At 68.9% G+C, this 508-nt stretch carries 2 protein-coding genes; both read right to left on the bottom strand.

Annotated features, from left to right (window positions below; all coding sequences use genetic code 11):
* A partial coding sequence (locus tag H489_RS38195) for a GAF domain-containing protein (protein WP_017886930.1) occupies positions 1-359 on the bottom strand: 359 nt, incomplete at its 3' end.
* Positions 356-496, bottom strand: a complete 141-nt coding sequence (locus tag H489_RS38820; RefSeq protein WP_413813394.1) for a hypothetical protein — start codon at positions 494-496, stop codon at positions 356-358. The genes H489_RS38820 and H489_RS38195, both read right to left, overlap by 4 nt.
* Between the last annotated feature and the right edge of the window lie 12 nt (positions 497-508).

Here is a 508-nt window from a genome sequence, read left to right as displayed (position 1 = left end):
ACCGACCGGAACCCGAGTTCGACCGCGCCCGTGCGGAACATCGCCCACTCCGCCGGCGCTGACTCGATGTCCGGGCAGGCCACGACCCGTCCGGTCGCGAACGAGGTCATGCAGGGTCCGGCCTCGGCGTCGAGCTGCAGGACCTCGACGAGCCGGCTCGCTTCAGAGGTCGAGGCCACGACCTCGAGCTCTTGGTCGTCGTTGGCCAGCAGGATGCCCGCAGCGTCGATGCCGAGTACCTCGGCGCAGGTCTCGACCAGGGTCTGCAGCAGTTCCACGACGTCGTAGGCGTCCACCAGGGTGTCGGCGAGTGACGTGAACGTCTCGAGGATCCGGGCTTCTCGGCCTGCCGTCGTCACTGGACCTCCTCGATCAGGTCGCCTCGCTTCTCGAACCGGACCGTGCCGTCGAGGATCTCCTCCGCCACCCGGCGCATGGTCGTCCGGCGGGCGAAGGCATGGCCCTGCAACAGCAGGTAGGCGTCCTCGGGGCTGATGTCGAGCTGCGC

Origin of the sequence: Curtobacterium flaccumfaciens UCD-AKU (genome assembly GCF_000349565.1) — a bacterium.
Lineage (GTDB): Bacteria > Actinomycetota > Actinomycetes > Actinomycetales > Microbacteriaceae > Curtobacterium > Curtobacterium poinsettiae.
This window is presented reverse-complemented; position numbering and strand designations above follow the sequence as displayed.